Origin of the sequence: Chryseobacterium pennae (genome assembly GCF_003385515.1) — a bacterium.
GTDB classification, from domain to species: Bacteria; Bacteroidota; Bacteroidia; order Flavobacteriales; family Weeksellaceae; genus Chryseobacterium; species Chryseobacterium pennae.
In genome coordinates this window covers 152521-166701 of sequence record NZ_QNVT01000008.1, presented here as the reverse complement: position 1 = coordinate 166701, position 14181 = coordinate 152521, and the positions used below count along the sequence as shown (strand labels likewise).

Genomic DNA, 14181 nt, shown 5'->3' with positions numbered 1-14181 from the left:
TTTAAGTTTTTGTTTTTTAAATATTTGTTCAATTTATTTTTTAATCATCTTAACTTCTGTTTTCAGGGAATCTCTTGTTAAGATGACAGCGTTTACCTTTCCATTACTGAAATCGAATTTTAACAGGTTCGGATAATCTACAATTCTGAAGGTTCCATTTTTCAGATAGAGTAACTCATACTCATTTTTCCCTTTAAAATGTTCCAAAATTGGAGACTCTACATACAGGCGGTTATTCTTTTCAAGAATTTTCGTTTCCATTCCCTGTCCATACAGAAAATCGTCATAGGTTCCGATGAGTTGTTTTTTAAGACTTAATGGAAGTTCCTGAATATCTTCATGGGTTGCTTTATTCCAATCCATTACTGTGAGAATCTTTGTTCTGGTATTATTCATGACAGGAAAACGATTCGGCTTTTCGCCATTGGCAAGATATACCATCCCGTTACCATCTGTCATAGAAGCCAAAACATTGCCCCCAACTCCAGTATTGGAACCATTACACGAGAACCAGTCATAATTACTATATCCAAAAGATTTTTGCCAGCCATAGCTCCATCCTCCAACCGCATTTTTCAAAGCAGTCACTTTTGTTACTTCTTTTGCTACCTGATGAGAAATCACCTTATTGTTTTTATTGCGTAACGCATTTTGGATCTCAATGGAAAGCTTCGCTAAATCTGTAGGAGTAGACCATAACCCTGATGGGGCAACCTGAGGCGTGATGGGTAGACCTGTTTTTATCACTTTTCCTTCTTTATCATGTACAAAAGCTACATTCTTTAGAAATCCTTTTTCGTTAGGCTGAATCATTGTGGTATTTTTCATTCCAAGAGGGGAAAAGATATATTCTTGTGCCAATTCTGCAATAGGTTTATTCAAAGTGTCTTCTAATGCCATCTGGATGATTACATAGCCACCACCGCTATATTCAAAGCTGGTTCCCGGTGTGAACAAAAATTCAATTTCCTTATCGTATCTGGGAATCTGCCCCAAAAGGCTTTGCGTGATCGTTGGAATGGTTTCTCCTTCGTAATGATCTTCAAATCCACCCTGACTTGTACCGGCCGTATGATTTAAAAACTGTTTCCAGGTTGGGCTGTTATTTTCAGTAAACTTACTTTTTGGCAAATGCCAGCGCTTTAAGTATTTATCTATTGGATCATTCAGATTAATTAAACCTTTTTCTTCAAGTATATGGCAAAGAAGTGCGGTGATTGGTTTTGCAATAGATGCTGTAGAAAAAGCCGTGTTTTCATCTAACTTTTCTTTAGAATCCATTGATTTTACTCCCACCTGGCTTGAGTATACAATCTTATAATTTTCAAAAACAACAAGGCTAAATCCCGGAAGCTTATACTTTTCTAATTGGGGTTCAATATTTAAACTATCAGTAAGAAAGCTGTAATCTCTTTTTTCCGAAAAAACTTTTTTACTTGTTTGGCAGCTTGAAAGCAACGCTATAAGAATTAGTAAATAAAAGGAGCTTTTCATGGTATCGATTTTTTTATGTTAAAAATTATTTCGATACAAAGATGTGGAAGACATTAAAGCTGTGCGACCGAGTAAATGTAATCGGTCGGATTTGTATAAAAAATAAGTATGAATCTTTATAAAAAAGAGTACGAATAATTACAAAACACTGTCTTGCAGGTTTTTGCGATAGGAAGTCGGCGTATTGCCCGTGTGTTTTTTAAAAGCAGTATTAAAGGAAGATTTTGAATTAAAACCAACTTCGTATAGAATTTCTAAAACAGTTACCTTACTTTTTGAAGTATCTTTTAAAATATCCTTAGCACTTTCTATCCGATAGGCGTTTACGAAATCATAAAAATGCTGTCCTAATTGATGATTGATTAAAAGAGATAAATCCCGGACAGGAATTTCAATATCACTGGAAACATCCTGAATGGTTAGCGAGGAGTTTAGATAAGGTCTTTTCTCAACCATATATTTTTTTAGCTTCAAAAGCTCTTCATTATATTCTCTTTCATCTTCTATTGATTCCTTACTGCTTTTTTCTTCTGAAACGAGCTCAGAAACAAGTTTTAGTTTTGAATCAATATTCCTAAAAAGATCAGGGTTATTTAACGCTTTGAACAGATACCAACAGAAAATAAAAAGAGATGATACGAAAAGTCCGATCTTGATAAATTCAGAAACCTGCTGATAGTCAGAAAATTTAAAAATGTTTTTTAAAAGAGCTACCGCATATAAAATGCTCAGTACAACGGTAAACTGGAACAGCCAGTTATAGGAACTGATGTTTTTTCCTGCGTAGTTTTCAAGATATAGTTTCTTTGTTTTTCTTAGTATTCTAAAAACTGCAATGATATAAAGAACGATCTGCAGATGTATTAAAATATGAATGAACTGAAACTCTATCATATTCTGACGATTCTGAATAAAACTCATTTTTGATGCTGCATCCACAGTATAAAAACGGGGCAGTAAAACCAGATTAACAATTAAAAACGGGAGCAGATGCAGCAAATATTTTGGTTTTATCTTAAAATCAGAGTAACAGACTGATATTACATAAAGATAAAAAACAGGAATTTGCAGGAAAGCGAAAGTGGTCCTAAACATTCCCAGGTTGGACGGACCATCGGTTACCATGCTAAACAAAGGCTCACTAATATCTATTGCATTTAATATTAGAAAAAAAGCAAATAAAGAATTACTTATTTTGTACTTTGTTTTAAGGGTAATCAGGAAAAATGCCAGAAACAACGAGATGAATAAAGAGATTATATTTACAACAATTAATAGACTAATATTATCCATTCTTTACTCTTATTTGTTTATTGCTATTTTATTTTCAAATTTTCACTGGAATTCCGAAAGCCTATTAAGGTTAAGAATCCAACAGGTGCAAATATAAAAATTAGATTGACTTTTGTTTGAGTTTTTTTCATCAAAAGTATATTAAATGATTACCTAACAGGCGAACAAGCTACAAATTAATGATTTTCAACAATATAAATTTAAAACACTTTTAAAATCGAGATTATCCGTTTTACACTTTACGTTTAAAACAGTCTCACTCATCCGATTCTCCTTCACAAAAGTCAGAAAAACATCATAACTATTACTGATTGGTTTTGAAGCAGTATAATCTCCAAAATCTGATACAAAACAATTCTTTCTACTTGTTTTTTAAGGAAGTGTGACACTTTTTGTATGTATCAATTAAAGCTTCTGCTACAATTTTGGGATCTTGCTGGTGGATTCCATGACTGTAACTCGGCAACAAGATAAGCCGGCTATTACTGTTATTTTTTATCATCTCTGCGTAATGGTTTATTCTTAATTCATCCAACTCCTTCCACCACGGAATTAAATTGATCCCTAATTTCAGTTTTTCGTTCATTTCAGTTTCATAATGCTCAATATGCTTGTTGTATGAAATCATTACGGTTACAGGGATGTCTTTAAGAGGTTGTAAGGATTTATATTTTTTAAAGAATTCCGGTGAACTTTCATTCAGCTCTCTCTTTGCCTCATTTCGAAAACCTTCCGATGTTAAGGGATCATTTATAATATTTTTAAGGTTTATCATAAATAATTCCTGATAGCCAGTGGAGCTTGATGTATTTATTTTCACCTTACTGTCTTCGTCTTTAGTAAGCATAAAATCTGTGGGATCTATGAAAAACAGGCCGCACGTTTCATTGGGATACATTGAAGCATACAAACGTATAAACGGCCCACCTATAGAGTGTCCTGCCAATAGATAAGGCGGACTTATTTTTAAAGCTGCCAGCAAATCGTGAAGTCTTTTGATCACATCTTCATCTGTTTTTATAGATGTATCAATTTCTGACTCTCCAATTCCATTTCTGTCATACACTATCCCTGCAAAACTTTTTTGAATGAAAGGAAACAAACTTCCATAGCCTCCACCTCCTGAACCGAGACCACTTTCAAAGATGACTACGGGTTCATTAGCTTTTCTTTCATCAAGTCCAAAAGTTTTATATGCTATTTGTTTATTGTTAACGGATACAAATTTTCTTTCAGAAGTCTGAGAAAAAACTAACGTTATTGAAAAAAAGGTAATACATACAGATATTATTATAGATTTCATCTTTTTTTGATTTGGTATAAGGGTCAGGCTTTAAAATTACTGTTAACTAAGAAATACACACGATGTGCATTCTGAATACTTTAAACAATATTAATGAATTTTCAGGTGCCAATATACTTTAATGTACAATTAAAAAAAACATACAGAAAATGCACTATCTTAAAAACATAACACATTACAAAACAAAACGTTGTAATTACCCGTACTCCTGTATTAATCTATTCGAACCCATTTTCCCGGAACAAATGAGTCCGAATACTTTCATTCGGTCGCACAGCTTTAATGTCTTCCACATTTTTGTATCGAAATAATTTTTAACCTTAAAACAACGATACAATGAAAACTTCATTCACCTTCTTTGCAGTACTGTTATTCATCAGCAGTTTTTCTTTTGGACAAGATATTTCCAAAAAGATAGATTCAATCATTGGGGACAATTATCAAAAAAATCCGGATGTAGCCATCAGTGTTGGTTTCATTCATAATGATGATGAATTTTATACGGCTTACGGAAAACTGAGCAAAGAAAGCCCTGTTGACATCAATAAAAATTCTGTATTTGAAATTGCTTCTATTACTAAAATCCTGACCTCGAATTTAATTGCACAGGCAGCTATCGAGAAAAAGCTAAAACTGGATGATTATATCGACAGCTATCTGCCTAAAGGATATGTACTGCAAAAAAACCTTAAGAACAAAATAAAGATTTCAGATCTGGCCTCTCATCAATCGGGGTTACCTGACATAGATTTTGGTAAGCTGATAGAACTGAACCCACAACAGCCTGTGAGCAATGTCACTGAAAAAACATTAACGGAAATCATCAACAATTGCGGAGAGCTTCTTGACTATGGAAAATATCGTTATTCTACGGTTGGGTATACTTTGCTGGGACAGATTTTGGAAAAGGTATATGGTAAAACTTATGATGCCATCATTCATGAAAGAATAATTGATCCTTTGCAAATGACCAATACCTTTACAACAGAGTTCAATGTAAAAAATAGAACGACAGGTTATAATCCTAATGGCGGAACTCAGGAATTCTTCAAATGGAATATTACGGCATCTGCAGGATTGGTAAAATCAAATGCTGCTGATATGATCTCCTATCTGAAAGCAGTGCTAACCAAAGGAAACCCAATATATGAAGCAGCATTGCTGACCGAAAAGATCTGCTATAAAGATGAAAAAAGAGAAATGGGACTGGGTACCAACATCAGTACTGATGATCAGAATACGATTTACCTGAAATCTGGCGATTCTATGGGACAATCTTCCATCATATGTTACAACAGAGCAAAAAATTGGGGAATCATCATTCTTTTAAATCAAAGAAATTCAAAAATGAGACAGGATTTACTGAATAAAATTTATGAAAAGGTGCTGAAATAAGGCAACAAAAGAAACGATGAAGATTATTAATCTCAAAAATAATTTTCACATCAGATAAATTCAATGGAATTCTAAAAGAAATCAGTCTAGGAATCAGTAATCTCCCCAAACAATAGCATGAACAGCAATAAGCGCCAATTCAGAAAATAGGCGCTTATTGTTATATTTAATAATCAATGAACTGATCTCTATCGTGTATTAAAGAAGATTTTCTACCCCTTTTTACGAACGTCTGTCTAAATATAGATGTAAGATTTACAATAAGGTAGGGCAGATTTTTATAAAAACATGGACTGCTATTTTGGAAAAGACATCACTGTAGAAACGTTTCAGTCTGCTGCTTTTTTGTGGATAAAGCTAATATTTCTATAAACTTTTGTATTTTTATGAAATAGATGATCTATATACCTGTAAGAAATACTTTGAACAAATTTTCGGATCGAAATTAAAACCAATGATGGTATTGTTTTTATTTCCTGGATAAAAAAAAGAACTGAAAAGGCAAATCACCAGCCTTGAAAACATTGAATAGTCATCCCTCTTCTCTTTAAAAACAAAAGAAAAAAGTGAATTGTCAGATGGGTTTTCTGCGTTTAAAAAGCAGAAGCAATCATAAAAAACCAACGTCAAACAAAAATTATTTTTATCATACTTTATTACAAACCTAAATTTTCTCAATCATGAAGTTAGAATTATATCAGATAGATGCATTTACAGAAGAGATTTTCCAGGGAAACCCTGCGTGTGTTGTCCCATTGAAAAACTGGTTACCAGATGAAATACTTTTAAAAATAGCCCGTGAAAATGCTGTTGCAGAAACAGCCTTCTTTATTGATAATGGCAATACCGTTCACCTGAGATGGTTTACTCCTGAGATTGAGATGGACTTATGTGGTCATGCTACCCTTGCTACGGCTCATTGCCTGGTTTCTATCTTAAACTACCAGCATAGCAGAATTATTTTTGAAACTAAAAGCGGTGAATTAACTGTTGATGTAAAAGATGGTGTTTATTATATGGATTTCCCGTCAAGAATACCTGAACCATCCATTCTTCCGGATAATATCATCCGGTCTCTCAATATACAGCCTAAGGAGGTCTTCAAATCAAGAGACTATGTGTTGGTATATAATTCTGAGGAAGATATCAAAAAGATTACCGTTGAAAGATCCGTTTTTGACCTTATCAATCTGGATCCGGGAGGTGTTGTGGTGACTGCAGCTGGTACTGACAGTGATTTTGTTTCAAGATATTTTACACCACAGTCATCAATTCTTGAAGATCCTGTAACCGGCTCTGCACACTGCTCGCTCATTCCGTTCTGGGCATCAAGATTAGGAAAAGATAACCTTTTCGCCCGCCAGTTATCAGAAAGAGGAGGCGAACTCTATTGTGAAAACAAAAATGAAAGAGTGATCGTCGCAGGTAAAGCCAGAACTTATTCTGTGGGACATCTATCAATAGGATGATCAGTCTGTATAAGCTGAAATTTACAATTTCAGCTTATTTTCTTCAGAAGAAAAATTAGATATCAATTTTTAAAGCTTTTAAATGATTAAATTAACACTGAATTAAAATGATGTAAAATTTTTATGAAAAATATATTCTGTGTATTGCTTATTGCAATGGTACCCTCCGTACTGGCACAAACTAAATTGGAAAAAGCAATAACCAATCTTGAGAATAATTATGTTCAGGAAAAAGTGTACTTACTGACAGACAAGTCTCAATATGCAGCCGGTGATCCAATATGGTTTAAAAGCTTTGTATTTGAAGGCTATAGCCGTTCTACACTATCTACTACCCTATTTGTAGAATTGTACGATGCTGATAAAAAACTAATAGACTGGAAAACAATTCTTCTAACCAATGGTGAGGGTAACGGTGATTTTCTGCTGAAAGAAGATCTTCCCGAGCAGGTTTATTTTATAAGAGCTTACACCCCTTACATGACCAACTTTAATGAGGACTTTCAGATCGTTAAAACTCTTCCGGTTTACAATCCAAATTCCCCTAAATCATTAGAGATTTCCAAAAACTCAGAATGGTCTGCAAAAGCTTTTCCGGAAGGCGGAACTTTCATTAACGGTACTCCTACAAAATTTGCAGTAAGAATATCCGGAAGTTCTTCTTTCCCGGAAAGCTGGACTGGAAAAGTTATAGATACTCAAAATCCCAATATTCCCATCACTACATTTAAATCTTTTGATAAAAATGTAGCCTCTTTTACCTTAACTCCGGCTTCAGGTAAAAAATATCAGGTTATCGTTCAAGACAATACCGGAAAAAGCAATACAATAGATCTTCCACAAGTTGCAGACAGCGGACTTCATGTAGAAATTAACAGTGCTAAAGAAGGGATTAAATATACCTTAAAAGGGATTAACTTACCCAAACCGCTTCAAAATTATAAGATTGTAGGAACCATCAATAACCAGCTTGCCTACAAAGCTGATATCAACCCGCTGACTAATGTGGTTTCAAGCCTTATCCCTAATAAAATAAGCAATGGCACGAACGGCGTTTTACAATTAGCCATTTTTGACGATCAGGACAAACTGATTGCCCAAAGGCTCTGCTTTATAAAATCCGACAATTTAAGTATTGAGAAAGCGGAAATCACAGACCAGAACATCAGGCAAACCTCCAGATCTCTCAACAGTATTGATCTTTCTCCGAACCCTTACTTTAAAAATTATATGGTTTTAGTAAGTGATGATGACAGCAATAAACCCGAAGAAGAAAATATTCTAAGCAGACTTTGGCTAACAGGAGATTTCACTTCGAAAATAGACTGTCCTGCACAATATTTTTCTAACAACGCGAATAATGAAGCTTTAGATGCTCTGTTAATTTCTGAAACCTGGAAAAGATTTGACTGGAATTCAATACTCAGCGGGCCTGTTCCCACTCTTAGAACCAACGCACAGCAATTCCTCTCCTATAAGCTAAAACCTCTTAAGAATAATGCTCTGTTAAAAAACACTGAGGTAACTTTAGCGTTAAAATCAGGTAAAAATCCACCCATTATAAATGCATCAAAAACAGATCAGAACGGGTATATTTATTTGGATAATATTAATTTCAATCAACCCTTTAATGTTTCATTATTTTTAAATCCTGAAAAAGATCAAAGACCCAATGCTGATCAATTATCCTTCACCGTAGAACCACAGATTAAACCCACAAAGTTTAATGGTGCCCTTCCCAACACGGCTTATCAATTGGTGACTCAGACTGAAAATAAGGAACTTCCGGTTTCTATTTCCAGAGCCATCAACACTCAGAAAAATAACAAAAAAAAACAGGATAATAATCTTCAGATTGATGAAGTAAAACTAACCGGAAAAAAGAAATATCCTACAAAGGAGCTAAACAATCAACTGTCCAGTGGAATGTTCAACACCATGAATGCTAATATATTTGACTTTGTCAACGAAGAGCAGCATATCTTAGGATCATTTGATATATTAGACTGGCTGCAAGGGAGAGTAGCCGGTGTTGTGTTTAAAAGAAATGAAGTGGGAGAAAATGTTCCCTATATCCGTGGCGGTAGGGCTAAGCTATATTTAGATGAAATAGAGGTTGAGCCTGGTATGATTACGTCCGTTCCTGTAAGCGAAATCGCTATGGTAAAAGTCATAAAACAATCAGGATTGATTAATAACTCTATACTGATCTACACCCTGAGAGGCAGTATGGCTTCTAAGAGTACTCAACAGGATCAGAAGAACCAAAAGATCAGTTCTACTATCGTAAAAGGCTATGACAAACCTTCAGAATTCCCTGTTGAAATGATTAATGACAATGTGAAAATTGAAAAAGACACCCGTGAAACCCTGTACTGGAATCCTAATTTATTGGGCAGCAATGATACTCCGCCAAGAATCAAATTTTTCAATAATGACACGGCAAAACAATTTAAAGTAACGATCATAAGCTTTGATGAAGATGACCGCCTACTTTATCAGAACAATATTTTTAAATAATATATTTTCTGTACAACTCACTTTAAGAGACCACTATTTAACATTCAAAATTTACGTTTTCATATCTCAATTTAAACAATATCTTTGCAGGAATTAATACCCTTTACTGCCGTATGAAAGAATGATCAGCATTATCTGCTTTCTTTTACAGCATTTCAAATGATAACTAAAACCATAGAAACTTATGAGCATCAAACCCAAAGAATGGGCTGAAAGCTATTTCAGCAGACTGAAAAACACGATTGAAGCATTACAGAACCATGATCTTGTAAAGAGTGTCGAATTCCTTCAGTCCCCCGGCGCAACTGAACAACAGATCGCTGAAGCTGAGGCAAAAATTTACGCAGAACAAATAGAGGTCACCGAAAATCATGATACCGAAGCTCCACAAGAACCATTTATCTTCAATGAATACCTGAGGGAGTTCTACAAGATCAGCAATGGCCTGCATATATCCTGGCATTCCGTTATTTTTCAGGAGGAAGAAAAAGAAGAAAGCTATAAAAGCAACTTCCCGATAGCAAAAGATGAAGATGATTTTAAAGAGGGCTGGATATCCATCCTCCCAATAGAAGGCTTAGCAAACCCAATCAATTTCGACCTGTCTGGAGATCCCCGATACACCACATGGGCAGAGGATCTGGATAAAAGCGGAGTATTATTTAATTATTTTGACGGCTTCAACTTTTACTATGACGCCTGCATAACTTTGTCCAACGGTAATCCATCAATAGCTTTTGGTGATGATTACAGCGCTTCATATGATGCACCTCATGCCTGCGATTTTGTTATTTATATGGAATATGCACTTTCTACATTTTTCTCGGTAGAATGCCGCTCTAAGGGGTTGTATTTTTCCAGTCAACATGAAGTATATCCTGAACTGGAAAACATGGTAGAAACACAAGATTACAGCAAGCTTGAATCCCTGCTGAAAGATAATCAACATACAGATATTGATTCGGTAATCGCTTTGGGATATGAGGAAAAGGGCTGCGAATATGCGGATGAGGACTATATGGAAAAACTTCCGGAAGCGATACGGAAGCGTTTAAATACGTTAATAGAAGTATAAGAATTCATACCATCCAGCATCTGAGAAGAAGCATAGTGAATAAATGGTTAGAAGGAGTCTGTACTTGATCATGTTATAAAAGAAAGATAAGCCGATAAGGTTTGTATTGAAAAATTTGATACATTCATACTAGAAAATAAATTATGAAAAACCTATCCCTGTATATTGGCTTATTTCTTCTTTTAGCAAAGGTGAACGTATATTCCCAAAACACGGCTGATAAAGGTAGTTTCACTTTCCTGGTACAAAAAGAACTGGGAGATATGAATCATGATAAACGCACAGACAAAGTGATGGTAGAAATGGATCTAAAGGATAATACCAGACCATTGAGAGTACAGATATTCCTTTCTCAGCCAGATAAAAAGCTTCAACTTATAGTTTCTTCTACAAAACTCATTGAAAGCCAATACCCGACCTATAAAAAAGGAGAACATAATGGTAATCCGATCCCGGACTTCTTCATTGAGGAAGGTAATTTAAAAATGCTTACAGATATTAATGACCGGAAAAGCAGCTATGAATTCAAATGTAAACAGAATGACTGTGAACTGAATAAAATTTCACGGGTCATCTGGGATGGCAAAAACACCACTACTGAAACGGAAATCGACTTAGTAGCCCAAACGAAAGTAGAGTTTGACCAGGAATTAGGTTCAGATAAAATCTTAAACAAAAAGGAAAAGAAATTAAAAATCAAATCTTTGCCCAAAATACAGGATTTAAGTTTTTCTGACCTGGAACAGTATTAGAATCTTACGTTTTCTCTTTTTTTAAACTCAATTTGAAGTTTTATGTTCTTTTCTTCTGAAATAAGAGATCAATATCAATTTTTGAAGTCTTTAAATGATTAAATTAGCACTGAATTAAAATGCGCTAAGACTTTTATGAAAAATATATTCTGCGTATTGCTTATTTCAATGGTGCAACCTATACTGGCACAAACTAAATTAGAAAAAGCAATAACCAATCTTGAGGATAATTACGAACACGAAAAAGTATATTTACTTACCGATAAATTACAATATGCAGCTGGCGACAAAATGTGGTTCAAAAGTTTTGTCTTTGATGGGTATAACCGTTCCGAATTATCCACTACTCTATTTGTTGAACTCTACAATGCTGATAAAAAATTAATAGACTGGAAAACTGTACTTCTTACCAATGGTGAAGGCAGCGGGGATTTTCAACTGAAAGAAGACCTTCCTGAACAGGTGTACTTTGTAAGAGCTTATACGCCTTATATGACCGGTTTTAATGAGGATTACCAGATTATTAAAACGATTCCGGTTTACAATCCAAATTCCACAGAATCACTGGTGGTTTCTAAAAGTTCTGACTGGTCTGCAAAAGCTTTTCCGGAAGGTGGAACTTTCATTAATGGGATGCCTACGAAATTTGCCGTAAGATTATCAAGCGATACTTCTCTGCCGGAAACCTGGACCGGAAAAATAATAGATTCACAAAGTCCTAATGTATCTTTAGCAACCTTTAAATCTTTTGACAAAAACGTTGCATCCTTTACCATAACTCCGGCTGCAGGAAAAAAATACCAGGCTATTATTCAGGATAATGCAGGAAAAAGTAAAACAATAGACCTTCCGTCAGTTTCAGACAATGGTCTCCATTTAGAAATCAACAGTTCTAAAGAAGGAATTAAATATGCTTTAAAAGGGGTAAACCTAAAACAAAAGCTTCAGGATTATAAAATTGTAGGAACAATTAATAACCATCTTGCATATAAAGCACAGATTAAACAATCAACGAATGAAGTATCAAGCCTTATTCCTACCAAAATAAGTAACGGAGCTAACGGAGTTTTACAATTAGCCATTTTTGATGAGCAGGACAACCTGGTAGCCCAAAGACTTTGTTTTATAAAACCCAATGATTTAAAGATTGAGAAGGCTGAAATTATAGGCCAGAGCATAAAACAAACCCCAAGATCTTTCAACAGTATTGACCTTTCTCCGGAATCTTATTTTAAAAACTATACTGTCTTAGTAAGTGAGGATGACGGCAGCAATAAACCTGAAGAGGAAAATATCCTGAGCGGACTTTGGTTAACAGGAGATTTTACAACCAGGATAGACAGCCCGGCACAATATTTCTCTAAAAATGCCAATAGTGAAGCGTTGGATGCCCTGCTTATATCTGAAAACTGGAAAAGATTTGACTGGAATTCTGTACTTAGCGGAAATGTACCGGTTCATAATACCAATTCTCAGAAATTTCTTTCTTACAGAGTAAAGCCTATTAAAGACAATGCTCTTATGATCAACAGCACTGTGATTTTAGTATTGAGGCTAGGTAAAAACCAACCCACTGTCACTCCCGTTAAAACGGATCAAAACGGATATATCTATTTGAATAATATCAACAACGATGAACCTTTGGAGGTTTCAGTATTTGCAAATGCTGATAAGAGTAAAGAATCCAATGCTGATAATATATTCGTTACAATAGAACCACTGGTAAACCCTGTACAGTTTAATGGAAATTTCCCGGGTACAAAATATAAACTGGTAAAAAGCGGAGACAAGAAGACTCTTCCAGCAACAATTTCCAAAGCCATCAATACCCAGAAAAACAATAAAAAAATAGAGAATTCCGAAGTAGAAATTGAACAGGTAAAATTAGTAGGAAAAAAGAAAGACCCAAAACAAGAATTGGACAAACAACTCTCCAGCGGGATGTTCAGTTCTATAAATGCTACCATATTTGACTTCGTCAATGAAAACCAATATGTTGCAGGATTCACTAATATATTTGACTGGCTTCAGGGAAAAGCTGCCGGTTTAACATTTCAAAAAGACAGTTCCGGGAATAATGTCCCTTACATTCGTAACCAGCCGGCTAAAATATATTTGGATGAAGTTCCTACTGATGCTTCAATGATTTCCTCCCTTCCCGTAAACAATATTGCTATGGTAAAGATTATTAAAGGAGCAGGGTTAGTAGGTGAAGCAGTAGCCATTTATACGATGAGAGGTAATATGCAATCTAAAAGTAATGAAAAGCCAGCTCTTCAAAAGAACAATTCATCTATGATAAAAGGCTATGATAAACCTTCAGAATTCCTTATTGAAATGATAGATGACAATGCAAAAATTGAAAAGGATACCCGTGAAACCTTATACTGGAATCCTAATTTATTTGACAGCGATTATGTTCCGCCAAGAATCAAATTTTTCAATAATGACAGTGCAAAACAATATAAAGTATTGATCATAAGCTTTGATGAAGACGACCATCTACTGTATGATCAGCAAATCTTTAAATAATATTTCTACATATTAAAAAGCCTTTCAGTTTTCTTGAAAGGCTTTTTTAGTATTTTAAATTAAGCCTCGTTAATTTGTAATGATATCGAATCATATAATATTGCCACATAATTGTATCTTCTTTTTTTTTCATAAAACCGGACACCCACCCTATTTCACTGTTCAACAGTGAAATAGACACGAATATAGCAAAATATTGCAATTGTATAATGAAATCATCTAGAGATAAATAAAGAGACTGGAAGATAGAAGATGGAATCTATAAAGGGATAAAGAATAACTATTTATTTTTTATGATAGTTTAGTTGTACGCTAATTTTACTAATCATAACTAACAGTGGTTTCTGG

General features: G+C 34.6%; 9 protein-coding genes. 6 read left to right on the top strand and 3 right to left on the bottom strand.

All coding sequences use genetic code 11. The features are described from left to right. Nucleotides 1-33 precede the first annotated feature (33 nt). From DRF65_RS10635 to DRF65_RS10625, 3 genes are all read right to left on the bottom strand, one after another. Nucleotides 34-1494: a serine hydrolase domain-containing protein gene (locus DRF65_RS10635; RefSeq protein ID WP_115970733.1), complete on the bottom strand. Its 1461-nt coding sequence runs from the start codon at nt 1492-1494 to the stop codon at nt 34-36. Between the two features lie 138 nt (nt 1495-1632). Further along, nucleotides 1633-2787 (bottom strand): helix-turn-helix domain-containing protein, encoded by a 1155-nt coding sequence (locus DRF65_RS10630; RefSeq protein ID WP_115970732.1) that lies wholly within the window; start codon nt 2785-2787, stop codon nt 1633-1635. A 361-nt stretch (nt 2788-3148) separates the two neighbouring features. After that, nucleotides 3149-4090 (bottom strand): alpha/beta fold hydrolase, encoded by a 942-nt coding sequence (locus DRF65_RS10625; protein WP_115970731.1) that lies wholly within the window; start codon nt 4088-4090, stop codon nt 3149-3151. Nucleotides 4091-4426: 336 nt separating this feature from the next. Between DRF65_RS10625 and DRF65_RS10620 the strand changes: the two genes are divergently transcribed. The 6 genes from DRF65_RS10620 to DRF65_RS10590 all read left to right on the top strand — a co-directional run bounded on the left by DRF65_RS10620 (nt 4427) and on the right by DRF65_RS10590 (nt 13833). Beyond that, entirely contained in the window at nt 4427-5485 is a 1059-nt protein-coding gene (locus tag DRF65_RS10620) for a serine hydrolase domain-containing protein (RefSeq protein WP_115970730.1), read from the top strand. 680 nt (nt 5486-6165) lie between these two features. Further along, a complete protein-coding gene (locus DRF65_RS10610) occupies nt 6166-6954 on the top strand; it encodes a PhzF family phenazine biosynthesis protein (RefSeq protein WP_115970728.1) in 789 nt (262 codons plus the stop codon). A gap of 123 nt (nt 6955-7077) precedes the next feature. Next, nucleotides 7078-9474 (top strand): hypothetical protein, encoded by a 2397-nt coding sequence (locus tag DRF65_RS10605; protein ID WP_123947319.1) that lies wholly within the window; start codon nt 7078-7080, stop codon nt 9472-9474. A 184-nt stretch (nt 9475-9658) separates the two neighbouring features. Then, entirely contained in the window at nt 9659-10549 is an 891-nt protein-coding gene (locus tag DRF65_RS10600; RefSeq protein ID WP_115970726.1) for a hypothetical protein, read from the top strand. A gap of 143 nt (nt 10550-10692) precedes the next feature. Continuing rightward, nucleotides 10693-11301, top strand: coding sequence for a hypothetical protein (locus DRF65_RS10595; protein ID WP_115970725.1), 609 nt, complete (start codon nt 10693-10695; stop codon nt 11299-11301). 135 nt (nt 11302-11436) lie between these two features. Next, complete coding sequence (locus DRF65_RS10590) at nt 11437-13833, top strand: hypothetical protein (RefSeq protein WP_123947318.1); 2397 nt, start codon at nt 11437-11439, stop codon at nt 13831-13833. Nucleotides 13834-14181 lie beyond the last annotated feature (348 nt).

What these genes read in the sequence shown, in the direction of transcription:
- DRF65_RS10625 (WP_115970731.1), bottom strand. Translation starts at nt 4,090, where the DNA reads ATGAAATCTATAATAATATCTGTATGTATTACCTTTTTTTCAATAACG.
- DRF65_RS10605 (WP_123947319.1), top strand. Translation starts at nt 7,078, where the DNA reads ATGAAAAATATATTCTGTGTATTGCTTATTGCAATGGTACCCTCCGTA.
- DRF65_RS10600 (WP_115970726.1), top strand. Translation starts at nt 9,659, where the DNA reads ATGAGCATCAAACCCAAAGAATGGGCTGAAAGCTATTTCAGCAGACTG.
- DRF65_RS10595 (WP_115970725.1), top strand. Translation starts at nt 10,693, where the DNA reads ATGAAAAACCTATCCCTGTATATTGGCTTATTTCTTCTTTTAGCAAAG.
- DRF65_RS10630 (WP_115970732.1), bottom strand. Translation starts at nt 2,787, where the DNA reads ATGGATAATATTAGTCTATTAATTGTTGTAAATATAATCTCTTTATTC.
- DRF65_RS10610 (WP_115970728.1), top strand. Translation starts at nt 6,166, where the DNA reads ATGAAGTTAGAATTATATCAGATAGATGCATTTACAGAAGAGATTTTC.
- DRF65_RS10635 (WP_115970733.1), bottom strand. Translation starts at nt 1,494, where the DNA reads ATGAAAAGCTCCTTTTATTTACTAATTCTTATAGCGTTGCTTTCAAGC.
- DRF65_RS10590 (WP_123947318.1), top strand. Translation starts at nt 11,437, where the DNA reads ATGAAAAATATATTCTGCGTATTGCTTATTTCAATGGTGCAACCTATA.
- DRF65_RS10620 (WP_115970730.1), top strand. Translation starts at nt 4,427, where the DNA reads ATGAAAACTTCATTCACCTTCTTTGCAGTACTGTTATTCATCAGCAGT.